The organism is Stutzerimonas azotifigens (genome assembly GCF_013522725.1).
GTDB lineage: Bacteria > Pseudomonadota > Gammaproteobacteria > Pseudomonadales > Pseudomonadaceae > Stutzerimonas > Stutzerimonas azotifigens_A.
In genome coordinates this window covers 1-22,691 of record NZ_JAAMRF010000016.1, presented here as the reverse complement: position 1 = coordinate 22,691, position 22,691 = coordinate 1, and the positions used below count along the sequence as shown (strand labels likewise).

Annotated in this window: 26 protein-coding genes and 1 pseudogene; 10 read left to right on the top strand and 17 right to left on the bottom strand. The window is 61.5% G+C overall.

Translation table 11 applies throughout. The features are described from left to right. The first annotated feature begins 18 nt into the window (after nt 1-18). Nucleotides 19-888 carry a LysR family transcriptional regulator gene (locus G7026_RS22150; RefSeq protein ID WP_181073226.1) on the top strand — a complete coding sequence of 290 codons (870 nt, stop codon included), beginning with the start codon at nt 19-21 and terminating at the stop codon, nt 886-888. A 56-nt stretch (nt 889-944) separates the two neighbouring features. On the opposite strand, the gene G7026_RS22145 is transcribed toward G7026_RS22150, so the two are convergent. Next, entirely contained in the window at nt 945-1,541 is a 597-nt protein-coding gene (locus tag G7026_RS22145; protein ID WP_181073225.1) for an NAD(P)H-dependent oxidoreductase, read from the bottom strand. Nucleotides 1,542-1,629: 88 nt separating this feature from the next. Here G7026_RS22145 and G7026_RS22140 point away from each other — a divergent pair, with 88 nt between their 5' ends. Beyond that, nucleotides 1,630-2,247 (top strand): TetR/AcrR family transcriptional regulator, encoded by a 618-nt coding sequence (locus G7026_RS22140; protein ID WP_181073224.1) that lies wholly within the window; start codon nt 1,630-1,632, stop codon nt 2,245-2,247. Between the two features lie 211 nt (nt 2,248-2,458). Here G7026_RS22140 and G7026_RS22135 read toward each other — a convergent pair whose 3' ends face one another. Further along, the gene (locus tag G7026_RS22135; RefSeq protein WP_181073223.1) at nt 2,459-2,965 is read right to left on the bottom strand and encodes a lipocalin-like domain-containing protein; all 507 of its coding nucleotides are present in this window, start codon (nt 2,963-2,965) and stop codon (nt 2,459-2,461) included. A 91-nt stretch (nt 2,966-3,056) separates the two neighbouring features. After that, a complete protein-coding gene (locus G7026_RS22130) occupies nt 3,057-3,890 on the bottom strand; it encodes an SDR family oxidoreductase (protein ID WP_181073222.1) in 834 nt (277 codons plus the stop codon). Nucleotides 3,891-3,990: 100 nt separating this feature from the next. Between G7026_RS22130 and G7026_RS22125 the strand changes: the two genes are divergently transcribed. Next, a complete protein-coding gene (locus G7026_RS22125; protein WP_181073221.1) occupies nt 3,991-4,878 on the top strand; it encodes a LysR family transcriptional regulator in 888 nt (295 codons plus the stop codon). A gap of 48 nt (nt 4,879-4,926) precedes the next feature. Here the strand turns inward: G7026_RS22125 and G7026_RS22120 are convergent, their stop codons facing one another. Genes G7026_RS22120 through G7026_RS22095 form a run of 6 tightly spaced genes read right to left on the bottom strand, consistent with a single transcriptional unit; the run spans nt 4,927 to nt 10,146 of the window. After that, nucleotides 4,927-5,667, bottom strand: coding sequence for an amino acid ABC transporter ATP-binding protein (locus G7026_RS22120; RefSeq protein ID WP_181073220.1), 741 nt, complete (start codon nt 5,665-5,667; stop codon nt 4,927-4,929). A gap of 19 nt (nt 5,668-5,686) precedes the next feature. Continuing rightward, on the bottom strand, nt 5,687-6,415 hold the full coding sequence (locus tag G7026_RS22115) for an amino acid ABC transporter ATP-binding protein (protein ID WP_308811828.1): 729 nt from the start codon (nt 6,413-6,415) through the stop codon (nt 5,687-5,689). Further along, nucleotides 6,412-7,914, bottom strand: coding sequence for an argininosuccinate lyase (gene argH, locus G7026_RS22110; protein ID WP_181073219.1), 1,503 nt, complete (start codon nt 7,912-7,914; stop codon nt 6,412-6,414). Before argH ends, G7026_RS22115 begins: the two co-directional genes overlap by 4 nt. 20 nt (nt 7,915-7,934) lie before the next feature. After that, nucleotides 7,935-8,621: an amino acid ABC transporter permease gene (locus G7026_RS22105; protein WP_181073218.1), complete on the bottom strand. Its 687-nt coding sequence runs from the start codon at nt 8,619-8,621 to the stop codon at nt 7,935-7,937. A gap of 7 nt (nt 8,622-8,628) precedes the next feature. Further along, nucleotides 8,629-9,291 (bottom strand): amino acid ABC transporter permease, encoded by a 663-nt coding sequence (locus tag G7026_RS22100; protein WP_181073217.1) that lies wholly within the window; start codon nt 9,289-9,291, stop codon nt 8,629-8,631. A gap of 15 nt (nt 9,292-9,306) precedes the next feature. Continuing rightward, on the bottom strand, nt 9,307-10,146 hold the full coding sequence (locus tag G7026_RS22095; protein ID WP_181073216.1) for a transporter substrate-binding domain-containing protein: 840 nt from the start codon (nt 10,144-10,146) through the stop codon (nt 9,307-9,309). A 208-nt stretch (nt 10,147-10,354) separates the two neighbouring features. Between G7026_RS22095 and G7026_RS22090 the strand changes: the two genes are divergently transcribed. Next, entirely contained in the window at nt 10,355-11,278 is a 924-nt protein-coding gene (locus G7026_RS22090; RefSeq protein ID WP_181073215.1) for a LysR substrate-binding domain-containing protein, read from the top strand. Between the two features lie 14 nt (nt 11,279-11,292). Here G7026_RS22090 and G7026_RS22085 read toward each other — a convergent pair. Further along, nucleotides 11,293-11,532, bottom strand: a pseudogene (locus G7026_RS22085) (MFS transporter); the annotation flags it as partial. A 46-nt stretch (nt 11,533-11,578) separates the two neighbouring features. Continuing rightward, nucleotides 11,579-11,911 carry a winged helix-turn-helix transcriptional regulator gene (locus G7026_RS22080; RefSeq protein ID WP_258190406.1) on the bottom strand — a complete coding sequence of 111 codons (333 nt, stop codon included), beginning with the start codon at nt 11,909-11,911 and terminating at the stop codon, nt 11,579-11,581. Between the two features lie 192 nt (nt 11,912-12,103). Here G7026_RS22080 and G7026_RS22075 point away from each other — a divergent pair, with 192 nt between their 5' ends. Together G7026_RS22075 and G7026_RS22070 are read left to right on the top strand one after the other, a co-directional pair. Beyond that, nucleotides 12,104-12,715, top strand: a complete 612-nt coding sequence (locus G7026_RS22075) for a glutathione S-transferase family protein (RefSeq protein ID WP_181073213.1) — start codon at nt 12,104-12,106, stop codon at nt 12,713-12,715. Between the two features lie 37 nt (nt 12,716-12,752). Next, nucleotides 12,753-13,013: a hypothetical protein gene (locus G7026_RS22070; RefSeq protein ID WP_181073212.1), complete on the top strand. Its 261-nt coding sequence runs from the start codon at nt 12,753-12,755 to the stop codon at nt 13,011-13,013. 197 nt (nt 13,014-13,210) lie between these two features. Here the strand turns inward: G7026_RS22070 and G7026_RS22065 are convergent, their stop codons facing one another. Beyond that, a complete protein-coding gene (locus G7026_RS22065) occupies nt 13,211-13,942 on the bottom strand; it encodes a TetR/AcrR family transcriptional regulator (protein WP_219858559.1) in 732 nt (243 codons plus the stop codon). A 59-nt stretch (nt 13,943-14,001) separates the two neighbouring features. Between G7026_RS22065 and G7026_RS22060 the strand changes: the two genes are divergently transcribed. Then, nucleotides 14,002-14,943 (top strand): alpha/beta hydrolase family protein, encoded by a 942-nt coding sequence (locus G7026_RS22060; protein ID WP_219858558.1) that lies wholly within the window; start codon nt 14,002-14,004, stop codon nt 14,941-14,943. A gap of 69 nt (nt 14,944-15,012) precedes the next feature. Here the strand turns inward: G7026_RS22060 and G7026_RS22055 are convergent, their stop codons facing one another. Beyond that, nucleotides 15,013-15,888, bottom strand: a complete 876-nt coding sequence (locus tag G7026_RS22055) for a LysR family transcriptional regulator (RefSeq protein WP_181073211.1) — start codon at nt 15,886-15,888, stop codon at nt 15,013-15,015. 103 nt (nt 15,889-15,991) lie between these two features. Here G7026_RS22055 and G7026_RS22050 point away from each other — a divergent pair, with 103 nt between their 5' ends. Then, complete coding sequence (locus G7026_RS22050; protein WP_181073210.1) at nt 15,992-16,927, top strand: NADP-dependent oxidoreductase; 936 nt, start codon at nt 15,992-15,994, stop codon at nt 16,925-16,927. 35 nt (nt 16,928-16,962) lie between these two features. Beyond that, entirely contained in the window at nt 16,963-17,832 is an 870-nt protein-coding gene (locus tag G7026_RS22045; RefSeq protein WP_181073209.1) for an NmrA/HSCARG family protein, read from the top strand. A gap of 236 nt (nt 17,833-18,068) precedes the next feature. Here the strand turns inward: G7026_RS22045 and G7026_RS22040 are convergent, their stop codons facing one another. Continuing rightward, the gene (locus G7026_RS22040) at nt 18,069-19,265 is read right to left on the bottom strand and encodes an MFS transporter (protein WP_181073208.1); all 1,197 of its coding nucleotides are present in this window, start codon (nt 19,263-19,265) and stop codon (nt 18,069-18,071) included. 147 nt (nt 19,266-19,412) lie between these two features. Between G7026_RS22040 and G7026_RS22035 the strand changes: the two genes are divergently transcribed. Further along, on the top strand, nt 19,413-20,312 hold the full coding sequence (locus G7026_RS22035) for a LysR family transcriptional regulator (RefSeq protein WP_181073207.1): 900 nt from the start codon (nt 19,413-19,415) through the stop codon (nt 20,310-20,312). 266 nt (nt 20,313-20,578) lie between these two features. On the opposite strand, the gene G7026_RS22030 is transcribed toward G7026_RS22035, so the two are convergent. The 3 genes from G7026_RS22030 to G7026_RS22020 form a co-directional block, all read right to left on the bottom strand. Then, nucleotides 20,579-20,929, bottom strand: coding sequence for an antibiotic biosynthesis monooxygenase family protein (locus tag G7026_RS22030; protein WP_181073206.1), 351 nt, complete (start codon nt 20,927-20,929; stop codon nt 20,579-20,581). Nucleotides 20,930-20,958: 29 nt separating this feature from the next. Then, nucleotides 20,959-21,948: a zinc-dependent alcohol dehydrogenase family protein gene (locus G7026_RS22025; protein WP_181073205.1), complete on the bottom strand. Its 990-nt coding sequence runs from the start codon at nt 21,946-21,948 to the stop codon at nt 20,959-20,961. Nucleotides 21,949-22,102: 154 nt separating this feature from the next. Further along, nucleotides 22,103-22,405: an ArsR/SmtB family transcription factor gene (locus G7026_RS22020; RefSeq protein ID WP_181073204.1), complete on the bottom strand. Its 303-nt coding sequence runs from the start codon at nt 22,403-22,405 to the stop codon at nt 22,103-22,105. Nucleotides 22,406-22,691 lie beyond the last annotated feature (286 nt).

Here is a 22,691-nt window from a genome sequence, read left to right as displayed (position 1 = left end):
ATGGAAGGATCGGCGCCGATGATGCCCCGCGATTTGCAGATGGACTGGCTCAAGTGCTTCGTCGCCGTGGTCGACGCCGGCTCGCTGTCGAGCGCGGCTGGCGAGGTGCATCGCTCGCAGTCCGCGGTGAGCATGCAGCTGAAGAAGCTGGAAGCGGCCCTGGGGCGCCAGTTGCTGGTGCGCGGCCCACGGCATCTGCAGCTGACGGCCGACGGGCAGACGCTCCTGGGGTACGCCCGGCGCATGCTCGACCTGCACGCCGAGACCCAGGCCGTCTTCCATGGTCAGGCGCTCACTGGCCGGGTCAGGCTAGGCGTGCCCGACGACTATGCCACCCGCTACATCACCCCGGTGCTCAAGCGCTTCGCCCCGCGGCACGGCGGGGTCGAGATCGAGCTGAACTGCGAGCAGTCGACGGCGCTCATCCCGCGCGTGGCCAGCGGCGACCTGGACCTGGCGCTGGTCTCCCGAGATAACGCCCGCCGCGGCACGCTGCTGTTTCATGAACCCCTGGTGTGGGTGGGCTCGGCGCACTTCGAACTGTGGCGTCGCGACCCGCTGCCGATCGCGGTCTACGAGGCGGCCAGCCTCGCGCGCCGCAGCGCGATCAATTCTCTCGCATTGCAGGGGCGCCGCTACAAGGTGGTCTACAACAGCTCCAGCCTGGCCGGCCAGATCGCCGCGGTCGAGAGCGGCCTGGCGGTGGCGGTACTGACCCAGTGCAGCGCGCCCGAACACCTGCAGATCCTCGGCAGCGAGCATGGCCTGGGCCCGCTGGAACCGATGCAGGTCGCGGTCTACCGAAGCCGCGCCTCGCAAGGCTCCAAGGCCGTCGACAGCCTCAGAAGCCTGCTGATCAGGACGCTCAGATCGTCCGGTTCGGATTGACCAGCGAGGAGCGGATCGGGAAGTAAGAGCGGGCAGCGGACCTCGTTCGGCGCTGCTTATGGCGTCGCTGTCAGCGTCTCGAATAGCCGAGCACCGAGCGCTTCGCCAGCGCGAAGGGCGAGTTCCGTGCCCGCGGTTTCGGAGTCGAGCAGCAGTTGTGAACTCACCACCTGCGCGCCGCAGTAGTCGAAGATGCCGTGATCGATCTGGGTTTGCATGGCCGCGGCGTACCCGTGTCGGGCGTAGGTGCCCGCATCGGCTCCGCCAATGCCGATGAGGTGTACCCGCAGCCGGGTCAGCTTTTTGATGAGCGGACCGTCCGGGCGAAAATCGAATGCCCAGCCATTGCTGAACACCCTGTCGATCCAGCCCTTCAGCAAGGCCGGCATGGACCACCAGTACACCGGAAAGACCAGTACCAGCGCATCGGCCCGGTCGATTTTGGCCTGTTCGGCCAGGACATCGGCGGGAGGCGTCTCCTGTCTGCGGTGCACGGCGAGGTCGGCCGGGGAAAAGCGGGGGTCGAAGTCCTGTGCCGCCAGGTCGGCGATCTCGAAGGTGTTTGCAGACCCGATCCCTTCGGCAATGCGGGTGGCAACGCTATGGGTAAGCGAGTGCTGCTCAGGGTGGGCCACGACGATCAGTGCGTGCATGAAGAGCTCCCGGGCGATTGAGAGTGAGTGGAGAGGGTTATATACTAAAGGTAAGTTACGATTAGTAAGTTACTTTTGGTATATAGCGATGTCAACACAGAAAATCGCTCCAGCGGGAGTTCGTCGCCGGCTGAGTCGTGAAGACAGGGCGCGCCAGCTACTGGAGACCGCGTGGCAGCTTGTGCGTGAAGAGGGCACCGAGGCGCTGACTCTGGGGCGGCTGGCCGAGCGCTCTGGCGTAACGAAGCCGCTGGTTTATGACCACTTCGGGACACGCGCCGGGCTGCTGGTGGCCCTCTATCGGGATTTCGATGAGCGACAGACCAAGGTCATGGACTCTGCGCTGGAATCTGGAGAACCCACCTTGCCCGGCAGGGCGAAAATCATTGCCGTCTCCTACGTCGACTGCGTCTTGCTGCAGGGTCGGGAAATATCAGGTGTCATCGCCGCATTGGCGAGTTCACCGGAGCTGGAGCTCACCAAGCGTGAGTACGAGAAGGAATTCCTGGGCAAGTGCCGAACGGCATTGTCGCCTTTTGCCGGCGATGCGGGTCTGACATCCGCTGGACTGACGGCGATGCTGGGCGCGGCGGAGGCGCTTTCGCACGCCGCGGCGAGAGGGGAAGTCGATGCGGAGCAGGCGAAGGATGAGCTGATGCAAGTCATCGTATCCATGGTCAACCGAAGCGCGGGCGCCGGCCACTGACTCGGCCGGCCGGGGCTCCGGTGAAGCCGGCCCGAGTCGACGCTGAAGCCTCGTGGAGGCGGCCTTACCCGTTTCGGATGGGCCAACAGGGCTGTTCTCGCCATCTCGCCCCGAAACCTGCTAGCGACCTGTTAGCGCCTACTTCAGCCGTCGGTTTCTTGGCTATTGGTCCCTTTTCTGCAAGAACCTGGCGGGATGCTCCCCCGGTCCGCTACCGAACCCGCTCCCAGACGATGTGGACCTGTGTGCCATCCGGGCGGAGGAAGTGCTCGGTCATTCGGCCGCCGTCGACCTCCAGTTGCAGATCGTCGCGGGTACGCACCGAACCCACCCAGTTCGGAAAGGTGGAGCCTTCGACGGTATTGCCGCTGAATTCACCCTTCTGGTCGACCGTGTAGCGACCGAAGAAGCCGATGCTGCCGGCCATCGCCGCGCGATTTTCCTCATCCGTGCCTTCGCCGCGGACGTTGGACTCGAAGGCCGGGACGCGTGGGTCGGTCAGTACTTCGATGAAGGTCATTTCCCTGGTGAAGACCAGCCAGCCATGGGGCTCGGGCCCGTAGGCATCGGCCCTGATGCCCTGTCGCTCGGTCGTTGCACTGACCATGCTCCAGGTGCCCACGAGCTGGTTCTTCGCACCATCGGGCGCGCCCTTCCAGGCGCAAGCGGACAATGTCATCGCGGCACTCAAGGCGAGTGCGAGAACGCCGGTTTTCATGGTTGTACCTGCTGCATTCGTCGAATGTGTGCGTCGAACAAAACGATCTTCTCGGCAGGCTCCGGTATCGAGCCTGCCCTTGCTCGCTGCGTCATTCCGCTGCCTTGTCGGCCAGGAACGCCTCGCGCTTGTAGTCGTCCAGCACCTGCAACCGCTTGGTCAGTGCGGCATGAATGTTGTCGTACGCAGCACTGCCGAGCGCGAGGCGCAAGGGTGGGTTCGGCTGGTCGATGACGCGCATCAGCACCTCCATCGTGCGTTCCGGGTCTCCCTTCACCGGAAAGGCGTCGGAGCGAATGGCTGTGCGCACGTTATCGGCGGGCGTACCGGCATACTCGGGAAGCCCCTGCGCATAGTCGATACCGGAGCCGAACCGGGTATCGGTCGGTCCTGGTTCCGCCAGGATGAAGTCGATGCCGAACCCGGCCACTTCCTGGGCGACCGTTTCGACGAAACCTTCGATGCCCCATTTGCTCGCGTGGTAGAGGCTGAACCCGGGGTAGGCGACCTGACCGCCTTCGGACGATACCTGCACGATGCGGCCGCCGCCCTGGTGGCGCAGATGCGGGAGTGCCGCGCGGATGATCTGGATGCTGCCGAGGAGGTTGGTGGCCAGCTGCCGCTCGATCTGCGCATCGCTCAGCTCCTCGGCGGCGCCGACCAGCCCATACCCCGCATTGCTGACGACCAGGTCGATGCGGCCCGCCTGGGCGAAGGCCGTATCCACGGCCTGGCGGATGCCGGCCGTGTCGGTGAGTTCCAGCGCGAGCGTGTGCAGGCGCTCCGGGTAGCGCGCCTTCAGCTCATCCAGGGCAGCGAGCTTGCGCGCGGTGGCGAATACCTGATCGCCTCGGGCCAAGGCACGTTCTGCCAGGATGCGTCCGAGGCCGGAGGAGGTACCGGTGATGAACCAGGTCTTGCTCATGTCGCTCTCCTGAAGAGTGGGTGAGGGCTTCATGCTAGTCCTGGGTCATTGATGTCAGAATCCCCATCGAATAGAACGTGCTGGTGAGGAAAATTCACCAATGAAAAGACCTTCCTGGAATGACCTCAACGCGTTGGCCGAGATCGCCTCCCGGCGTAGTTTTCGCGAGGCGGCCGATGCGTTGGGCGTCACCCGCTCCTCGCTCAGCCATACGGTTCGTGCAATGGAGCGGGACCTCGGGGTGCGTCTGCTGCATCGGACGACCCGCAGCGTGTCGCCCACGCTGGAGGGCGAACGCCTGATCACCCGCGTGCTGCCGCTCATGAGCGCGCTGGACGAAGTGCTGTCCGACCTCGCGCCGTCAGCCGAACAGTTACGCGGCGTACTGCGCATCAACGGCAACGAAGGTGGGATCCGCTACCTGCTGTCCACCGTGGTGCCCCGGTTCGTCGAACGTTATCCACAGGTGGAGCTGGACCTGGTCACCGACGGCGCCCTGGTGGACATCATCGAGCGAGGCTTCGATGCCGGCGTTCGCCTGACCGAGGCGGTGCCACGCGACATGGTGGCGGTTCCCCTGGGGCCTGCGTTGCGGTTTCTCGCGGTGGCCTCGCCCAGGTATCTGGCAGGGCATCCCGAGATAACCGAACCGCAAGCGCTTCACCGCCACCGCTGCATTCGCCAGCGGCTGCCCAGCGGCAAGCGCTACCGCTGGGAATTCGCCCGCGACGGCAAAGCCGTGTCGGTCGATGTACCGGGCCAGCTGACCCTCGACAACAGCACGCTGATGGTCGAGGCGGCCATCGACGGCCTGGGAATCGCCTACGTCCCCGAGCCGTATGCGCAGGCTGCGATCGCCGAGGGCCGCCTGGCCGCGGTATTGCTGGACTGGTGCCCTGCCGAGCCGGGGCTGGCCCTTTATTACTCGGGCCACCGACAGGTGCCGGCAGCGCTGCGCGCCTTCATCGACATGCTGAAAGCCGTCTGAGCAGAGTTTCCGCCGGGTCCTGGTCGATGCCGAACGCTGGCAAGCCCCTCAGTGGAGGATCTTCGAAAGGAACTGGCGCGCTCGTTCGCTCTCGGCATGGGCGAAGAAGTGCTGGGGATCAGCGCTCTCGACTATCGCACCGGCATCCATGAACACCACACGGTCAGCGACCTGGCGGGCGAAACCCATCTCGTGGGTGACCACCATCATGGTCATGCCGGATTCCGCCAGTGCGACCATGGAGTCGAGCACTTCACCGACCATTTCCGGGTCCAGCGCTGAAGTGGGCTCGTCGAACAGCATGATGCTCGGCTCCAGGCACAGTGCCCGAGCGATGGCGACGCGTTGCTGCTGCCCGCCGGACAGCTGGGCCGGGTAACGGTCGGCCTTGTCGGCGATACGCAGTTTCTCCAGCTGCTGCATGGCTCGCTCACGGGCCTTGCGTTTATCCAGGCCAAGTACGTGGACGGGAGCCAGGGTGCAGTTCTCGACGATGCTCAGGTGCGGGAAGAGGTGAAAGTTCTGGAAGACCATGCCCACGTGCTCCCGTGCTCGGGTGATGGTCTTCGCCGTGTCGTCCAGCGCAATGCCCGCCACTTCAAGGCGGCCCTGCTGAAACGGCTCCAGGGCATTGATGCAGCGGATCAGTGTCGATTTGCCGGAGCCGCTGGGACCGCAGATCACCAGCCGTTCACCGGCAGCAACCTGCAGGCTCACGTCTTTCAGTACGTGGAAAGGGTCGTACCACTTGTTCAGCGTTTCGATCTGGATGATTGGCGTCTCTGGCATGGGATAACCGCTCTCTTGGTCACTTCAGAACGTGGGCGAGGAACTGTTGGGTGCGCGCCTCGCGAGGCGCGGCAAACAGTTGGGCCGGTGGCGCGCACTCGACGATCTGGCCGCCGTCGAAGACGATCACGCGGTCAGCCACTTCCCGGGCAAAGCCCATCTCGTGCGTCACTACCACCATGGTCATGCCTTCGGCGGCGAGCTCTTTCATCACCAGCAAGACTTCGTTGACCGTTTCCGGGTCGAGCGCCGAGGTCGGCTCGTCGAAGAGCATCAGCCTGGGCTGCATGGCCAGCGCCCTGACGATGGCCACGCGTTGCTGCTGGCCGCCGGACAATTCACCGGGAAACGCCTGCGCCTTGTGCGCCAGGCCGACCCGCTCGAGCAACTTCATTGCCTGGGCCTCGGCATCCGCGCGCGACAGGCCGCGCAGCTTCATCGGCGCCAGGGTCATGTTGCGCAGGATGCTCAGATGCGGAAACAGCGTGTAGTCCTGGAACACCATGCCCACTTCCTCACGCAGACGGGCCATGGATTCACGGCTACTGCGCGCCCCGGTTAGCACGATCTCTCCAGACGTCGCCGGTTCGAGGTTATTTAGGCAGCGGATCAGGGTGGATTTGCCCGAGCCACTGGGGCCGATCACCACCACCACTTCGCCCTCATGGATGTCCAGGTCGACACCCTTGATGACCTCGGTGTCGCCGAAGCGTTTGCGCAGGTCGCGCACGGTCATCAGGGTGTTCATGACTGCGCGAGCCTTTCAGTGGCAGCCTGCAGCGCTTGCTTGGCCTGGATCTGGCGTTGACGGCGCTTGGCGTGGACGCTGCGCTCCTTTTCCAGACGAATGCGCGCCGTGTCGACCTGCTGATGGACTGCCCCGGTCGCCGGGCCGCCTGGCAGACGGCGCGAGTTGACGTTGGTTATCGGATCCAGGGCTTGGCGAACCTGTTGCTCGTCCAGGCCGAGGGAGCGCCCGAGCTGTTCCTGTGCGGCGTGCTCGACCATGGCGTTGTCGATACGATTGGCTGGCAGGCCGATGTCCATCGCCTGGCGCACCACAGCCCCTACCACATGGTGGGCTTCACGGAAGGACAGATTGGCCGAGCTGACCATCAGATCGGCCAGACCCGTGGCGGTGGAGAAATCTTCCGTAGCCTTGCGCAGCCCCGCCTCCAGATTGGGGCACGCGGTGCGTAGCACCAGATCCAGCAGGGTCAGGCATTGCTGGCATTCCTGCGCCGATTCCCAGAAGCCGCGCATGCTTTCGCGGTTGCCGTCGCCGGTATGGGTGAAGTTGCTGCCCTTGATGCTGACGGCTGAGGCGACCAGCGAGCCCAGCACCTGGCCGGTGCGCCCTTTGAGATACTCGAGCACCACCGGGTTTTTCTTCTGCGGCATGATGCTGGACGTGCCGGCGACGCTGTCCGGAAATTCGATCAGTGCGAATTCATGGGTCGACCAGACGAACAGGTCCTGTGCCACGCGGCTCCAGAACACCGCCAGCAGGGTCATCTGCGCCATGCTCTCCAGGGCGAAGTCTCTAGAGCCGACGGCATCCAGGGTGTTCTCCAGGAAACCGTCGAAGCCCAGCAATTGGGCAGTACGAGCGCGGTCGATGGCGAACGGGGTGCCGGCAAACGCCGCGGCACCCATCGGGCTCTGGTTCATGCTGTCCAGCGTCGCGGCCAGGCGCTTGCAGTCTCGCTCCAGAGACTGGGCCACGCCGGACAGATAGAAACCATAGGTGATCGGCTGGGCTGGCTGCAGGTGGGTGTAGCCGGGCATGATTGCTTCGGCATGCTGTGCAGCGCCGTCCAGCGCGCTCTGGCGGACCGTGTGAAGGGCATCGAGCAAGTCCATCAGCACATCGCGTCCGCGCAGGCGATCGAGGGTCGCCAGCAGATCGTTGCGGCTGCGACCGATGTGCAGCCGCCCGCCGATGTCGGTGCCAACCTGTTCGATCAGATGCGCTTCGTAATTGAAATAGGCGTCTTCGCGCAGCGGATCCAGGTTCACGGCCTGGGGGCCGACCCGCTCCATCTCGAGCACACCCTTGGCCAACGCGGCGGCTACCTTCGGATCGATAAGCTTGCACTCGGCGAGCATGACGATATGCGCTTTATTGACGTCGCCCAGATAGCCGAACCCGTCGGCGAAACCAGCGAGGCGTGGGGTATAGATGAGTTCGCAGACTTGCGCTGCGGTGGGTTCCTTGAGTCGACGGCTGACTTTGGATTCGAGCATGGGAATAGGCCTTCTGCGCATCAGGGCTGAGGTTGGGTGATCCGGGACGCGGAGCGACCCAGGCGGCGTTCGAGGTAGCGACTGAGCCAGGTCAGCGCACTGCAAATGACGAAGTAGACGATCAGCACCGCGCTGTAGACGGTGAAGGCGGGGCTCTCGCCGCCCATCATGGTGCTGCGTTCGACGATGATCTGGCCGACCTTGAGGAACTCGCCGACGCCGACCAGGGCGCCCAGCGAGGTGGCCTGGACCAGCAGCGTCAGCAGGCCCGTGTAGGCGGGCAGAATCGCCTTGAGTGACTGCGGCGCGACGATGTGGAAATAGATGTGCCAGGGCCGCAGGCCCAGCGCCCAGGCGCTTTTCCATTGGTGGCGGGGTACCGAGAGCAGGCCGCCGCGAACGATTTCGATACCGTTGGCGCTGCCCCACAGGGTCAGGCCGAGGGTGACCGCGGCGAACGGGCTCAGATCGATACCCAGCAGCGGAGCACCGAAGAAGATGAAGAACACGTTGACGATCAGCGGGATCGAGCGAAACAGCTCGACGTAACCGTGGATCAGCCAGCGCAGCGGACGGTTCTGCAGGGTCGCCAAGGTGCCGAGCAACACCGAAATGACGGTGGTGAACAGCAGGATCACCAACGCCAGTTTCAGCGTCATGAGCAGGCCCTTGGAGATGAACCCCCAATTCTCGATCACGAACTCCATGACCACCTCATTGTTGAAAAGGACGTTGCAGGCGCGCTTCCAGGCGCCCGGCGATCAGCGCCAGAACCGCCACCAGGGCGAGGTAGATCACGCAAATGGCAGCGAACATCTCGATGGCGCGGAAATCCGTGGCGATGCGATCCACCGCGACGAACGTCAGCTCGGCCAGGCCGATGGTTTGCAGGTAGGCCGAGTTCTTCAGCAGCGAGATGGCCGTGTTGAGCATGGCCGGCAGGCTGATGCGAAAGGCGATGGGGATCGCGATCAGGCGGAAGAACTGCCGCGACTGCAGATTCAGCGCCATGCCGGCTTCACGCAGCCCCTTGTCGATGGTCGCCAGGCCGCCGCGCAGGTTCTCTATCTGATAGGCGCCCGCCCAGAGCGACAGGCACAACACGCCGGACCAGTACAACGACAGCTTCATGCCGACCGCAGGCAGGCCGTAGAAGATGAAGAACAGTTGCACCAGGATCGGTGTGTTGCGGATCAGCTCGACATAGAGGGCGACCAGTTGCGACAGCACGGGTACCTTGAATAGCCGGATACCCGCGCCCAACACGCCGATCAGCAGGGACAGCACGATGCTCAGCGCGGAAACCTGCAGGGTCATCCATAACCCATCGAGCAGGGCCGGCCACTGCATGAGCAGGTAGTCGAAATCGAAACTCATGGAGGAGGCCGCCGATCAGTGGGATTCTTCGGGCTTGGGCTGCTCGAACACACTCAGGTAATAGGGGCGGGTGGCTTCGGGCACGAATTGCTCGATCCAGGGGCGGAAGCGTTTCTCCTCGTGCATGCGCACCACTGCGGCGGACAGGTAGGTACGCCATTCATCCTCGCCCTTGCGCACGCCGATGGCTGCATCGGAGATCTGAAAGGGCTCCTCGACCAGGCGAAGCGATTGGTCATTGGAGGTGACCACCACCAGCGTCGCGGCATCGTGGGTATAGGCGTCGGCGCGGCCCTGGCGGAAGCTCTGCAAGGCGTCGGCGGCACTATTGAGGCGCAAGGTCTTTACCTCGGGCATGTTTTCTTCGAACCACTTGGCCTGCACGGAGCCCTTGAGCGTCGCCAGGGTCTTGCCCTTGAGGTCGGCGATCTTCTCGATGCCGCTGTCCTTGCGAACCAGCACGTCGCTGGCCCCCCAGCGGTAGGGCTGAGTGAAATCGATTACACGCTGGCGCTCCGGGGTGACACCCAGCGTGGCGATCAGGATGTCGACCTTGCGGCCCAGCAACTGGGGCACGCGGTTTTCCGCCGTCACACAGGTGAAGGCCACCTTGTCGGGCGAGCCCAGCGCCCATTCGGCGATCAGACGGGACATTTCCACTTCTACCCCGGCGAAGTCGCCGTTGTTGTCCTGATAGCCGTAAGGCGGCTGATCACAGCGCACGCCTGCTCGCAGCACCTCCTGTTTGCTGATGGACGAAGGTACGGGCGGCATGCTTTGTGCGGCCATCGTGTTCGCGGCGAACGCGAGCGAAGCGGCGGTGATCAGGGCGAGCGGGATCTTGGTGAATGGCATGGGTATCTCCTGTTTGTTGTTATCGCAATGGGCGAGCGAGAGCTCGTGGATGACCATGGCAGTTAGGAGTATCGAAACCTTGTAGTAGAAGGCTCGCCGTGGGTTTCGATCACGATGGCGAGCGCTTGGCTGCAGTTTTAAAGGGATCGGGTCATACTGACAAATGACAATACGCTAGCAATCCATACGGAAATGATATGGGGGTGCGATGAACTTCAAACAGGTGGAGGCCTTCCGGGCAGTCATGCTATCGGGCTCCATGACCTCTGCCGCGGAGGCGCTGCATACCAGCCAGCCCAATATCAGTCGGCTGATCGGACAGCTGGAGCGGCTCAACGGATTTGCCCTGTTCGAGCGCATCGGCACTCGTCTCGTGCCGACCGACGAGGGGACGGCGTTCTTCAACGAGGTCGACAGGGCCTTTATCGGGTTGCGCAACCTCGAGCGCTCGGCTCAGCACATTCGCCAGCTGGGCACGGGGCAGATGCGCATCGCCGCCGTGCCGTCCTTGTCGCTGACGTTGCTGCCCCGCGCGATCCAGCGCTTTCGTCAGGATCACAAGCAAGTTGCGATTTCATTGCATACCAGCGACTCGACCACCATCGCGCGCTGGGTCGCATCGCAGTTCTGCGACTTCGGCCTGGTGTCGTTCGTGGGGGAGGACACGCCCAGGGAACAGGCGCAACTGATCGGCGACCTGGCAGGGGTATGCATCTTCCCCAGGAATCATCATCGTCTGGCCCTGCTCGAGCGGATCGGAGTCGATGACCTGGCCGGCGAGGAGTTCGTCTCGCTGGCTCACGATGACGGCACGCGGCAGCGTATCGACCGCTTTTTCCAGCAACATGGCGACAGGCGCAAGCTGAGCCTGGAGGCGCCCTATGCGGCCACCATCTGCAGCATGGTCGGTGCCGGGCTGGGGGTCAGCATCGTCAGCCCCTTGGTGGCACGGGACTATCTCCATACCGGAATCGGGATACGCCCCTTCGCCGCCAACCTGCGCTTCACCAGTTACCTGCTACGCCCTGACAACCGACCACAGAGCACGTTGGGGGCTCGTTTCGCAGTGTTGCTGCAGCAGATGTTCCAGGAAGAAGCGGAGGGTTCGGTAGCGATCGAAACTGGCTCGTAGACCACCTCATCCCAGCTGCCCGCCATGGCAACCGCTATCGATCCGCACTGACCGATCCGTCGGCGGTAAGCAGGCTGCTGCAGGTTGGGGGAGTCCTTGGCGGCTTCCATCACACGCATTTGCAACGGCGGTACCAGGGCAAAGCTGGCGATACCCCAGACCAAGATGGCCGCCGCTGGCAGCGGCCAGCGCATCAACACGTTGAACGCCAGCAATACGACGATCAGCACGCTCAGCGAGACGATCAGGGTCTGGTGCATCCGAGCGGCTACGGGAAGCTGTCGGCCGTACGGCTTCGAACTATTTCCCTCCAGCCCGGCGATGATGTTCTTCATCGAAAGTGCGGCGTGCCTCTTCGATGAGGGGCCAGTGCTCCCTTATCCAGCCAGTGAAGCCTTCCAAGGCCGGCAGCAGGCTCGAACCCATGTCGGTAAGCTCGTACTCAACGCGCGGTGGAACTTCCGGAAAGTAGTGCCGGACCAGAAAGCCATCCCTCTCCAAGTGCCGGAGCGTCACCGTCAACATACGCTGCGTGATGCCTTCAATTCCGTTCTTGATGGCGGAAAACCGTAGCCGATGGCCAGGAGCGATAGCGAGGAGCAAGAGGGTGAGAATTGTCCACTTGTCACCCATTCGCGATAGCACGTCGTGGGGAGCGCAGGGCTTCAGACGTGGTCCCAGCTCCGTTTGCTCGTAGTTCCGACCATGGAGTGTGTTGACCATTAGTACCCTCCGTGTGCCCCAGGTACAAAAATGTGCTGTCTTCCGGGGGGTTGCGCAAGAGTATAGATTCGTAACCATCGAGCTTGCGAGATGGGTGGAACAATGCTGCTGTATCAATTTCGGAAGGGCACAAACCCTCGGCGCGTCATCATTTACCTGGCGGAAAAGGGGATCGACGTCCCGCGCTACGAACTCGATTATGTGAGCGGCGAACACCGCTCCGCCAGTTATCTGAACATCAACCCCGCTGGTCGGGCCCCGACTTTGGTGACCGATTCGGGTCTTGCGATCACAGAGTCAGCGGCGATTGTCGAGTATCTGGAGGAGCTCTATCCGGCGAACCCGATGATCGGTTCGGACCCGTTATCCCGTGCGCGGGTGCGGTCACTTGAACGGCTTGGCAATGATCTGGTTGCGCGCGGTCAGTTGTGGCTCTGGAACCGGACCGATGCTTTCCCAGCAAAGGAGCCGGCTCCGTCCCGGGAAACGGCGGATCGCACGCATCGCTATGTCACGGAACTTCTCGATGTGTTGGAGAAGGAGATCGGGGAGAACGCTTTCCTAGCCGGTGCTGAACCGACGATCGCGGACTTTACGACGTTCACGATTTTTCAGACCGCACGCGAGAGATTCGATCTGCCGTTCGGAAATTTCCATCCGCGTCTCAACGCCTGGTTCGACCGCTTCCGGGCACGTCCGAGTGCAGATTACTAACGACGCTGGCTTCCTGTCAGAAATCACGGAGACCCGCATGTTACGTTCGCGACATGTTACCCAATCAATCTTCTGCCTCTTGGTGTTCGCGGCTGTCTATCCACTTGTGACAGCGCTAAGTTATCTGATGCAGGGAGCGGCCGGGAACTGGCCGATATGGCAGCGCCATCTTGTGGTCGTGCCGGTCGTCGTGCTGGCGATGGTGTTTGTGATCATTCCGGCAATACAAGCGTTGCTTAATCGTTTGAACAATGACGGCCGCCCGCCGGAACCGTGCAACCAGTCACGAGAATACTAGCGCTGAGATCGCGCGACCGAACGATCCCTCAGTTACACGAAACATAAAGCACCCACGCCCCTGACCTCCGAAGAAGCTTCCCGTTGCCCTCCCGTGGCGCGTCTTTGCCAGGCGCGCCGCAGAGGCTCAGGCGCGCTTGAGCGAGGCCATGTCGAAAGCGCACCTCGCGGGAAGCATGTAGCCAATACATCTCGCCGTCAGAGCTGGGCTAAATCCTTTGCCACTTGATCCAGGTAACCGAGACATAGTCGCTTAAGTTGGCCGGCCAGCGTTTCCAAGATCTCGGCATCAACACCAGCTTCCAGCATGGCCCGCGTAGGTCCGGTCATTGCGGAAAACAGATAGAGCGCAGTCATTTCAGGATCGCTGATTCGTTGATCAGGCGCAGTCGCCAACATGCTGGCGAGGGCCGCATTGCACCGATTGCCGGCCTCAACCACCAGATCCAGCGAGTCCAGCTCGCTGGCTACCGCATACAGCGCTCTCGCTTCATCGACATCGGCCAACTTCGCTGACAGAAATGCGTTGACGACCTGACGCACCATGATCGCCTTCTGTTTGTTGTGTGAGCTCTGCGCGGCTCCTTCGATCGACTGGCTTATGCGCTCAAGGTGTCGCTTGAGAACCGCAAAGAGTAGCGACTGCTTGTTCGGGTAGTACTGATACAGCGTTCCCACCGACACACCTGCTCGTTCCGCCACGCGAGTTGTGGTCAGGCGCTGCAGTCCGTCTGCGAGCAAAACCTGAATAGTTGCTTCGAAGATTGCATCGACAGTGACCTTTGACCGGCCTTGAGCGGGCGTTTTTCTGGGGTTCAGGGCGTTACGGTCGGCTCTGGCCATAATGCGAATACCAAATATGAAGCATCCTTCATATTCTAGCACTGCCCCGGCCAAGCGCGGTGCAAGCGGTAAAAGTGGGCGATGCATCGATCCACCTTTCGCAGCGCCGATTACCGACAATTTCACACACCCTGGAGGACTTACAGATGAGCCAGCTCAGCGAACATTCGAACGCTTCCCCGTCTCGCGCCGAGCTGATCGCCGGGCTCGTTTCGGCCATGGTCAATCCCCTGCGATCGCCCATCATGCGGAATCCGGCGGACGATGGCCTGGAATACTCGGACATCTACTTCCCTGCAATCGATGGTGTCCGGCTCGACGGTTGGTTCATCCCCGGCGATAGCGACAAGCTGATCATCGCCAACCATCCGATTTGGGCAAATCGTTATGGCTTTCCCGGTCACATCGCTCCCTATGGCGATGCATGGGCGGCAAGCGGCAATAACATCGAAGTCAACTTCATGCCGGACTACAAGCATTTGCACGATGCCGGCTACAACATCCTGGCGTACGACCTGCGGAACTTCGGACATAGCGCCTCGGGCGGCGGTGGTGCTATCGGAAACGGCATCCGTGAGTATCGCGATGTGATCGGTTCGCTACGTTACGCTCGATCAAGATCCGACCTGCGCGGCATGAAGATTGGCCTTCTCAGTCGATGCTGTGGAATGAACGCCACGATGGTGGGGATGACGAAGCACCCGGGCGACTTCGAGGGGGTTCGCGCAATCGTCGCGCCACAGCCTATCTCGCTGAGCTCTTTCTATCGAACCATTCTGGGCCACATGGGCATGCCTGACGCTCTTCCCGAAGTCGCTGAAGCACTGCGCCGCGTCACCAGCATGGACCTGAAGGACATGGATATGCCGCAGTACGCGGCGGCGGTTGATATCCCGACCCTGCTCTTACAAGTACGCGAGGACACGTTGACGATGCCGGCAGATGTGCAGGCCATCTTCGACGCCATTCCGGCTGAGAAGAAGGAACTGATCTGGATCGAAGGCACGCATCGGCGCTTCGACGGATACAACTACCTGCCGAACAATCCTAAGCCAATGCTGGATTGGTTTGAGCGCTTCATGGCCTAACCTACTAGCGATCCGCTGAGTCACTCACCGATAACTCTGATCGGTCAGAAGCGACCATGACTCTTTACATTATCCCGTCAGCACCAACGACGCGTCCGGGTAGTGGCAGCAAATGAATTCGACGAACGCCCGAACCTTCGGCGCAGCGAGGCGCCTCGAGGTGTGCAGGACCCAGAGCGAAGCGTCCACGCCCGACACCATGCCCCACTGGACCAGCTCACCACGGGCCAGTGGGTTCCAGGCGATGGACTGCGGAATGAGGGCGGCGCCGCCGCCGGCAATAGCCGCGTCGCGAATCGTCAGGAATGAGGAGAACCGCAGCCTCGGGACGGGCTCCAGCACCAGGCGCCCTTCGTCGAGGTTCCAATGGGTAGGTTGGAAGGTCGAAAACACGATGGCCGGAACCTGCCTGACCGCGCCGGGGGGCGGGGCAGGTATGGACGGCGCCGCTACGACCACCATCCGGTCCTTGGCGAAGCAGCGGCCGACCAGGCCGCTGTCCGGGCTTGGGTTGACCCGAATGGCGACGTCGTACTGTTCCTCGACGAGGTCGACCACGCGGTCCTCCGCCACCACCTCGAGCGTGATCTCCGGGTAGGCCGCGCAGAACTCGGCGCCAATCCGCCCCATCGCGAGCTGCGCGAACAGCACCGGGGAAGCCACACGCAGATGCCCGCGTGGTATGGACAGGCCCTCTCGGGCCGCCGTCATGGCTTCGGCCACCTCGTTCATCGGGCCTTCGGTTCGAGCCATCAACAGCTCACCGGCTTCGGTGAGCTTCAGCCCACGGGCACTGCGCTCGATCAGGCGCACGCCGAGTTGATCCTCGAGGTCGGCGATGCGGCGCGACAAGGTCGCCTTCGACCTGCCGCTCGCCCGGCTCGCCTTTCCCAGCCCTCCGTTCGTTGCCACGAGTGCGAAGTCGACCAGCGCGTTGATATCCATGGTGTTCCATTTTTGAAACGAGGTATATCCAGTTTGTGGTCTGCGTTTTATGGATGCAACGACATATCGTTTGTTCACCCACAGACCGATAGAGGAACCACCCATGAGCACTATTCAACGCGCTGTATTGATCCGGACCTACGGCGGCGCCAATGCCGTCGAGGTAACCGAGGTCGCCAAGCCAGAAGCGGCACAGGGCCAGGTCCTGGTCCGGGTTCGCGCCGCGGGCGTGAACGCCCTCGACTGGAAAGTCCGGGAGGGCTATGTGCGAGACGCGTTCCCGCTGCAACTGCCGGCTGTGTTGGGCATCGAATTTGCTGGCGTCGTCGAGGCCGTCGGCAGCGAAGTCTCCCGCTTCCGTGTCGGCGATCGCGTCATGGGCCCGTTGGGCGGGCTCGGCGCCTATGCCGAGTTCGTCGCAGTCAATGAGGCGAACCTGGCCCGCACGCCGGACGCGCTGGATGACGTCCAGGCTGGCGCGCTCCCGGTGGCAACCGTGGCGGCTTGGCAGAGCCTCCACCATGCGGGGCCGATCCGTCAGGGGCAGCGAATTCTGATCCAGGGTGCGGCCGGTGGCCTGGGCGGCTATGCCGTGCAGTTCGCCAAGCAGGCGGGCGCCGAAGTGTTCGCAACGGCGGCCGCCGCCCATCTCGACTACGTTCGCAGCCTGGGCGCCGACCATGTCATCGACTACCAGGCGCAACGGTTCGAGGACGTCGCCCGGGATATCGACCTGGTGCTCGACTATGTCGGGGGTGAAGTACTCGATCGCTCATGGCAGGTGCTGGCGCCGAACGGCGTCATCGTCGGTACCTCGTCACCGGACATCCTGGCCCGTACGCCGGCAGGGCGCCGTGGCCTGTGGTTCATGAACAAGCCGGACGCCGCGCTACTGGAAACCCTGGCGTCTGACGTCGCACGGGGCGCACTGAAATCTCGGGTAAGCGAGGTGTTCGGCTTTGCCGACATTCCTCTGGCCATTGAACGCAATCGCATCGCCTCGCGAGCCGGCAAGGTCGTGGCGGACTTCTCGCGCTAACCCACCTTTACCTCCATCCAACACGGGAGCTTCACATGAGCATTCTTGTTACTGGTGCCACGGGCACGATCGGTTCACTCATCGTTCAGGGCCTCGCCAATGCTGGCGCCGAGGTCAAGGCCCTCGTTCGCCAGTCAGGTAAGCGGGCCTTTCCCGCAGGTGTCACGGAAGTGGTCGCAGACATGACCGACGTGCCGTCCATGCGTGCCGCTCTTTCGTCGGTGCGAACACTGTTCCTGCTGAACGCCGTCACGCCCGATGAGGTGACCCAGGCCCTCATCACGCTCAACCTCGCCCGGGAAGCGGGCATCGAGCGGGTGGTCTACCTCTCGGTGATCCATGCCGACAGGTACACGAACGTGCCCCACTTCACCGGCAAGCACACCGTCGAGCGCATGATCGAAGGCCTCGACATCCCCGCGACCATCTTGCGTCCGGCCTACTTCATGCAGAACGAGTTCATGGTTCAGCAGGCCATTCAGGACTACGGCGTCTATCCGATGCCGATTGGCTCGGCAGGCGTCTCGATGATCGACACGCGCGACATCGCGGACATCGCCGTCGCGGAGCTGCTCCGGCGCGATAACGCCCCCGGCGCGCTCGAACGGGTTACGCTGGAACTGGTCGGCCCGAACGTGCTGACCGGCGCCTCGGCGGCGCAGGTCTGGAGTGCCGCCCTGGGCCGCGAGATCACCTACGGCGGTGACGACGTGGCTGCCTTCGAAGCACAAATGGCCTCGTTCGGCCCCTCGTGGATGGCCTATGACATGCGCTTGATGATGGCCGGCATCCAGATGCACGGCATGCAAGGTACGGAAGGGGCGGTGGAGCGGCTGCAAGCCATACTGGGACGACCGCTGCGTAGCTACGAGGACTTCGTTCGTGAGGCCGTTGGTGAGGCCTAAGCGTCGCATCGCCTCAGATGAGATTGCTAAACGCCTTTGATCCTGCTGGACGGATCCGCCGGGGTCGATTGGACAGATGGTTAACCGGCGGCTTACGGCCAATTGCTGCCTGACGCGAGGGGCAGCAAACGACCATAACTGCCAGTCATGGCAGGCAAAACCGGGAAATAGCCGCCACTGGCACCGTCAGAACTAGCTAAAAGTGAATGGCAGCGAGTATTGATCCTAGGCGCTGCTTATCTCTGGCTCACAGGAAACGCATGTTGGCTTGCTGTCCATACGGTCACCAGCGTTGCTGTTAGCAAAACCAGCAACGCTGGTGAGAACGCCGCTACGCCGAGACGTTCTAGTAGAACGCCGCCGATTATGCCACCGCCCGCAATGGCCAAGTTCCAAGCAGTAACAAGCATTGACTGAGCGATATCCGCCGCGTCTCCAGCGGTCTTAGCTATGGCGGTTTGGAACAGCGTTGCCGCGCCCCCAAAAGCTAAGCCCCAAGTAGCCACCGCGATATAAATTACCGAGGGCGCATCGGCAGCTACGCCGATCGCCATTGCTGCCAAGCCGAACATGGTAGTGCTCGAAAGAGTCAACGTACGTATATGGCGATCAATCAGCGCGCCAATAATCCAGATCCCCATCAGAGACGCGACGCCGAACACCAGCAAAACTAAATCCGTCCGCTCGGCCATTCCTGCTTCTGCTAGGAACGGTGCGATGTAGGTATAGAGGATGTTGTGTGCCAGTACGAATGCGAGCACTACGAAAAGCACCGGACGCACCCCTGGCAAAATGAAGACATGGGTCAGCGACAATCTTTTGTTCGCTGTCTGCCCAGGGAAATCCGGAACCTTGACCCGTACCCATATCATGAGCACCAATGCTGCGCCGCTCATGATGCCGAAGCATGTCCGCCAGCCCACTAGGTTGCCGAGCAGTGTTCCAGCAGGCACACCGAGCGACAGCGCTAATGGCGTACCGACCATCGCGATGGCGATTGCTCGGCCTTTCTGTTGATCGGAGACCATGCGTGCCGCATAGCCGGCCAATAGTGCCCAGAGCAGCCCGGCTGACACGCCCGCTAGGAAGCGGGCAATCATCGTTACGACATAGCTCCCGGAAACCATGGTCACGGTATTGGCAACCACAAAACCCGCGATGGCTGCCAGCAGCAGCGGGCGGCGGCGGACGCCCTGCGTGGCAGCGGTTAAGGGGATCGCCGCCGTCAGTGACCCAAGGGCATAGATGGTGACAAGCTGTCCTGCCAGCGCCTCGGATATCCCCAGGCCGGTACTGATCTGAGGCAACAAGCCGGCCGGCAAGGCCTCGGTTAAGATCGTAATGAAGCCTGCCAGCGCCAGGGCCAGCAGCGAACTGATGGGAAGCGGTGCGGCTTGTGCGCTGCTGTCGATAGTTCCTGTTAAACCTGTCATTACCCTGCCTTCGATTTATCGATAAGCGCGCAGAAGGCGCGCCTTAGCCGATTGGTTATGTGCAGGAATACTGAAGCGGTTTACGATATAAGATAATATGTCTGATGTTCCAAACATATCGGACTTATATTCCGGAATGAGGCTTTGGTGGACTCGCTTAGCGGTATCTCATTCTTCGTGCAAGCAGCAGAAACGCGCAGTTTTTCAGAAGCTGGGCGAAATCTAGGGGTCTCCTCATCTGCCGTGGGGAAAAGCGTGTCCCGATTAGAGGAGCGGCTTGGTGTGCGCCTGCTCCATCGCAGTACCCGTAGCATCACGCTGACCGCCGAGGGTGCGCTGTTCCTAGAACGCTGCAGACGCATCCTGTGCGAATTACAGGCAGCCGAGTGGGAGCTATCGGAAACCCAGCAAGCGCCGATGGGCCGGCTGCGTATCAGCCTACCCTTGGTCGGAAGGCTGGTGATGCCCGCTCTCACAGCCTTCATGCACCGCTATTCGGCCATCGAACTGGATATTGATTTCTCGGATCGGCTAGTAGACGTGATCGAAGAAGGTTTCGACGTCGTTATGCGTACCGGCGAACCGGCCGATTCGCGCCTCATGTCGCGTCCGCTTGGAAACTACCGCCTTCAGCTTGTAGCGTCGCCCACCTACCTGGCGAGACGAGGCACGCCAGCGGTTCCCGCTGACCTAGAGCACCACGTCTGCTTACAGCATAAATTTCCCTCCACTGGAAAATTCGAAGCTTGGCCGTTGAAACGCGGCGAAGACGTATCGCAATGGGCGGTTCCGGCCTCGATGGTATGCAACACCACAGAGGCCTTAATGGACGTGGCAATCGCTGGCCTGGGCATAGCGTGCTTACCGGACTTCATGGTGCGCCAAGCCATCGAACGGGGTGAGCTGGCATCGGTACTGGACACGCACGTCACACACCAAGGCACTTTCCGGCTGCTATGGCCATCGAGTAAACAACTTGCTCCGAAGCTTCGCGTCTTCATTGACTTCATGGCCGAAGCGCTCTTTGCACCAAAGGCCGTGGCGTAAGGGCCGCTATTAGCCGTTTGCCGCTTAAGATGAATGGCTACTTTGGGTCGGAAGCGGTCGTCCGAGAGAGGCAGCTAACGGCCAGAAGCGGTCCCAGTGGCCTCGCGGACAAAGGCGATTGGTCGCGCAGAAAGCAGGGAGCAGCCGGCCCGACAGCCGCAGACTCGAAAGTCGCAGCTGTCAGGTCAGATCGGTGTTCACCACCACAGATAGCGAGATCAAGATCGCCTGCTGCTCACAACGCCTCGTTCGTAAGGCCGCAAGCCCTAAGGTCCGGGCATCAGGATGTCAAAGGCGCTTTGCTGATCGCCCTGTCCGCCAGCAGAGGAAGGTGTTCCCTCAATGTGGTAGACCTTTGGTTCTTCAGAAAAATAGGCCTCTAAACCCACCATGAACAGCCGATGGTCTTCACTCGCCTCGAAGCCCGGCGTGTGGTCCTCAAGGGATTGCCACCGCACTATCAGGTTGAACAGCTCTGGGGTTTCGATACATTGCGCGAGCAAGTGGCCGGCGTACCCCTTCGCACGGCTGAGCAGCGGAGCGACTTCGGCGAAGGCACTTCTGAACGCTTCAATGTGTTCTTTGTGAACAGGCAGCACAGCGATTTCGTAAATCATGGCGCATTCCCTCAACTTGAGTTCAACGGTTAACCCTTCGCGCTGACGAGATGAGCCTGTGGCTCGACTGCAATCGCGATCTTTCCCCGGAGATCCTTGTTGGGGCTCTCCAGCAGGGCATGGGCGAGGGGAATGTCGGCAAGGGAGTACACCGCTCCTACATGTGGCCGCAGCTGTCCGCGGGCTACCAAGGTGCTCAACTCATCCAGTTTGCCGCGGTTTTGCCTGGTGAAAACGAAGTGGTAGCTGGCGTTCTTGCCCCAGGCCTGCAGAAGGTTCTGTGGCTGGGCGATGTCGACGATCGAGACCACGCGACCCAATTGTGCGAGCGCGTCGGGGCTGCGCGACAATGTATTGCCGCCGATGGTGTCGAACACCACATCAACACCATGGCCGCCGGTTTCCCGCAGGATGACGTCGACGTAATCCTCTTTCTCGTAGTCGATGACCACGTCGGCACCCAGACTCCGTGCGAACTCAAGGTTTGCTTCGCGCACGGTAGTGAACACCCTGGCGCCCATGGCTTTTGCCAGCTGGATCGCCACATGACCGACGCCTCCCGCGCCGCCGTGCACCAGGATGCTTTCTCCCACGCTGAGCGCCGCACGCACGACCAGTGCTTCCCACGCCGTCCCGCCCACTAGTGTCAGGCTGGCCGCCTCGAGATGGCTCAACGTTGGAGGCTTTTTCCCGATAATGCCTTCGGCAGCCACATGGTACTCGGCGTAGCTTCCGGGCCCGTCGAAAATTTGAGGGGTGTACCAGACTTCGTCGCCTGGCACGAAGCTCGTCACACCCGGCCCGACCGCTTCGACAACGCCGGACACGTCATGCCCGGTGATGGCCGGCAATGGCACCAGATCGGAGTAATCCCCACGGCGGACCTGAAAATCCAACGGATTGATGGCGGTCGCGTGCACCCGCACCAGCACTTGTCCCGCGTGCGGCACTGGCTTGGGGACGTCACGCAACTCGAACGACTCCGGGCCGCCAAATGATTTGAGTATCAGCGCTTTCATGATGGAACCTCGTTTCGGAAAAAGGAATATAGGGATTTTTCGATATAATGAATCCGAAAAATTTGCGGAGCTTTCCTATGGTTTCAATGCATGGTGAATTCTCGCTTCGGTAAATAGGGATATCGGAATTTGCCGATATATGGAGGTGAAAAAATTACAGCTCCTTGCCAATGATCTCGGCAAGCGCGCTGATGTTTGCTTCATTGCGCTTGTAGTAGGTCCACTGCCCGATACGACGGACTTCGACCAGACCCACTCGTTGCAGCGTCGCAAGGTAATCGGACACCGTCGACTGCGACAGGCCGACACCTTCCTGGATACTGCTGACGCAAACACCCACTGTATGAACATCCCCTTCATCCTGAGGAGGGAAGTTCTTCACCGGATCCTTCAACCCCTTGAGGATTTGGAGGCGCGTTGGGTTTGAGAGGGCTTTGAATACGTTGAGTAATTCCATGGATCGATAATATCGACATTTTCCGATATGTCAATGTGAGGATTTGCCGCTGATCGGTCCGTTCGTGCAGGAATGGCCGAAACGTGAGCATTACTTAAGTTAAATATAAACAAAAACAGTTTGTTTCATGATCGCCTGGGCGACACTTTCATTGGAGAGAAAAGGGGACAGATTGAACTACCCCCGGTTTCACGGACACCGGCCTAAGAGACAGCGTGTAGGCTTTCAAATTCGAATGGCGTCATGTACGCCAGATATGAATGCCGTCGCTGCCGGTTGTAAAACA